The following is a 3,049-nucleotide window of genomic DNA, read 5'->3' on the forward strand; positions in this document are numbered from 1 at the left end:
AGCCTGGCCGTGCCGCAGCAATACGGCGGCCAGGGCCTGGTGTGGCCGGAGATCTACCGCATCGTGCGTTACCTGGCGGCGGTGGACAGTTCGCTGGCCCACCTGTTCGCCTTCCAGCACCTGCAGGTGGCGACCATCCTGCTGTTCGGCAACCCCGAGCAGCAGCGCCACTGGCTGACCCGCACGGTGCAGCAGCGCTGGTTCTGGGGCAACGCCACCAACGGCCGCGACAGCGGCCTGACGCTCAGCCGGCGCGAGGAGCATTACGAGCTCAACGGCAGCAAGTCGTTCTGCTCCGGCGCGCTCGGCGCCGATGCCCTGGTGGTCAGCGCGCCACGCGGCAAGAACCCGGAGGATCGGGTGTTCATCGTCCTGCCCAGCCAGCGCGACGGCCTGGCGATCAACGCCGACTGGGACGGCTTCGGCCAGCGCCAGACCGACAGCGGCACGGTGCAGTTCGAGCAGGTGTTCGTCGACGCCAGCGAGCTGCTCGGCCCGGTCGGCGCCAGCCCGCGCACCACCCTGCGCGCCTGCCTGTCGCAACTGATCCTCACCCAGCTCTACCTGGGCAACGCCCAGGGCGCGCTGGACGCGGCGCTGCGCTACACCCGCGAACACAGCCGCGCCTGGCCGGCCTCGGGGGTGGCGCAGGCCAGCGACGATCCGTTCATCCAGCAGCGTTACGGCGAGCTATGGCTGCTTTACCGCAGCGCCCTGCCCTTGGCCGAGCAGGCCGCCCAGCGCCTGCAGAGCGCCTGGGAAAAGCCGGCGCTGACCGCCGCCGAGCGCGCCGAGGTGGCGCTGGCCATCAGCGAGGCCAAGGTGCTGGCGGTGCGCGCGGCGCTGGAGATCACCAGTCAGGTCTTCGAGGCCATGGGCGCCCGCGCCACCAGCTCGCGCTACGGCTTCGACCGCTTCTGGCGCAACGTGCGGGTGCACAGCCTGCACGACCCCGTCGACTACAAGGTGCGCGACCTCGGCCACTGGCTGCTCAGCGGCCAGGGCCCGCGGCCGTCGCTGTACGGCTGAGCAGGAGGTGCGAACCACAGGGAATATGCATAGGAAAAAGCGTTATCTCGCATCGAACAGGGCTAACTAGCCTGAAAACTGCCCCCTCAAGAGGTCATGCACCATGAAGATCAAGTCCCTCCTCGGCGCCGGCCTGCTCGCCGTCGCCGCCCTGCTGCAGGCGCTGCCGACGCAGGCCGCCAGCGACTACCTGGTCAGCACCGACTGGCTGGAGCAGAACCTGAACGATCCCAAGCTGCGCATCGTCGAGGTCAGCGTAGTGCCCGGCGTCTACGAGCGCGGGCATATTCCCGGCGCGGTCAATTTCGCCTGGCACAGCGACCTGGTCGACCCGGTGCGCCGCGACATCGCCAGCCAGGAGGCCTTTCAGGCCCTGCTGCGCAAGGCCGGGGTGAACGACGACAGCACCACCATCCTCTACGGCGACAACAACAACTGGTTCGCCGCCTGGGGCGCCTGGGTGTTCGACGTGTATGGCGTGGATAACGTCAAGCTGCTCGACGGCGGCCGCGCCAAGTGGGAGGCCGAGGGCCGCGCCCTGGACAGCCGCGCCAGCACGCCGAGCGCCGGCAACGTCACGGTCAAGGCCGCCAACAAGGAGCTGCGCGCCTTCCTCCCGGACGTGCTGGCCGCCGCCGAGAAACGCAGCGACGTGCAGCTGGTGGATATCCGCTCGCCGGACGAGTACAGCGGCAAGGTGTTCGCCCCGCAGGGCGTGCAGGAACTGGCGGTGCGCGCCGGCCACGTGCCCGGCGCGGTGAACGTGCCCTGGGGCCAGGCGGTGGCCGCCGACGGCACCTTCAAGTCGGCCGAGGAGTTGAAGAAGGTCTACGCCGCGGTGGGCATCGACGGCAGCAAGCCGATCATCACCTACTGCCGCATCGGCGAGCGCTCCAGCCACAGCTGGTTCGCCCTGAAGAAGATCCTCGGCTACGAGGTGCGCAACTACGACGGTTCCTGGACCGAGTACGGCAACGCCGTGGGTGTGCCGGTGACCAACCTGGCCGGCACCGTCTGGGGCGGCCAGTAAGCGCGCCGCCGGCCGAGCTGAGCCTAGGGTGGATCACGCCGCACCGATCCACCCTAGGGAAGCGCTGAGACAGCCGTCATTACTCGCTGCGCTCGCCTGTTCGGGCCGCACTGAAGTGCGTTCAGCGCAAGCGCTGTCCCGCGCAGGCGGGACAGCAGCTTTATCACTGAACAGCGCTTGCGCTGGGCCGAAGGGGGATAATCCAGAACCTGCGAATTTCCTGGGCTCCCGCCTTCGCGGGAGTGACGATAAATGGCTTTTTCAGATTATCCCTAAGGCTCGGGCGGCAACTTCGGCGTAGACAGTGGCCCTGGTCTGAAGCCCAGGGCCGCTCCCGTCATTAGGGTCGGCAAGGACAACCCATGACCGCCAGCCTTTCCTCCCCTCGCGCAACGCTACCCATCGCCCTGTCAGGTCTGCTCGCCGTCGCCCTGCTCGCCGGCGCCTGGCAACTGGCCGACGGCAGCAACCAGGGCCGCGCCTTCAGCTTCTCGCTGCTCGGCGGCGCGCTGTTCGGCCTGCTGCTGCAGCGTTCGCGCTTCTGCTTCTTCTGCATCAGCCGCGACTTCATCGAACGGCGCATACCGGACGGCCTGCTCGGCCTGCTCGCCGCCCTGGCCGTCGGCACCCTGGGCTATCACGCGGTGTTCGGCGCCTTCCTGCCCGATCCCTTCTCCGGCCGCCTGCCGCCGGACGCCCATATCGGCCCGCTGAGCTGGGTGCTGGCGCTGGCGGCGACGGTGTTCGGCCTCGGCATGGCGATTTCCGGTTCGTGCCTCAGCGCCCACCTGTACCGCCTCGGCGAGGGCAATTTCACCTCGCTGGCGGCGCTGACCGGCGCGCTGCTCGGCTTCGCCCTGGGTTTTCTCAGCTGGAACCCGCTGTACCTGGCCGCGCTGCAGCAGGCGCCGGTGCTCTGGCTGCCCGGCAAGCTCGGCTACGGCGGCTCGCTGCTGCTGCAACTGGCGCTGCTCGGCGCTCTGGCCGCCT

3 protein-coding genes are annotated in these 3,049 nt (G+C 69.0%); all 3 read left to right on the forward strand.

Annotated features, from left to right (window positions below; all coding sequences use genetic code 11):
* Positions 1-1,029, forward strand: a 1,029-nt coding sequence (locus N878_RS16435; protein WP_021444700.1) for an acyl-CoA dehydrogenase family protein, incomplete at its 5' end; no start/stop codon positions are given.
* 103 nt (positions 1,030-1,132) lie between these two features.
* A complete protein-coding gene (locus tag N878_RS16440) occupies positions 1,133-2,059 on the forward strand; it encodes a sulfurtransferase (protein ID WP_021444701.1) in 927 nt (308 codons plus the stop codon).
* A gap of 362 nt (positions 2,060-2,421) precedes the next feature.
* Positions 2,422-3,049: YeeE/YedE thiosulfate transporter family protein (locus N878_RS16445; RefSeq protein WP_021444702.1), on the forward strand; the 628-nt coding region annotated here is incomplete at its 3' end.

The organism is Pseudomonas sp. EGD-AK9, from assembly GCF_000465935.2.
Lineage (GTDB): Bacteria > Pseudomonadota > Gammaproteobacteria > Pseudomonadales > Pseudomonadaceae > Aquipseudomonas.

Excerpts from the sequence above, each read along its gene's own strand:
- N878_RS16440 (WP_021444701.1), top strand. The coding sequence starts at position 1,133 with ATGAAGATCAAGTCCCTCCTCGGCGCCGGCCTGCTCGCCGTCGCCGCC.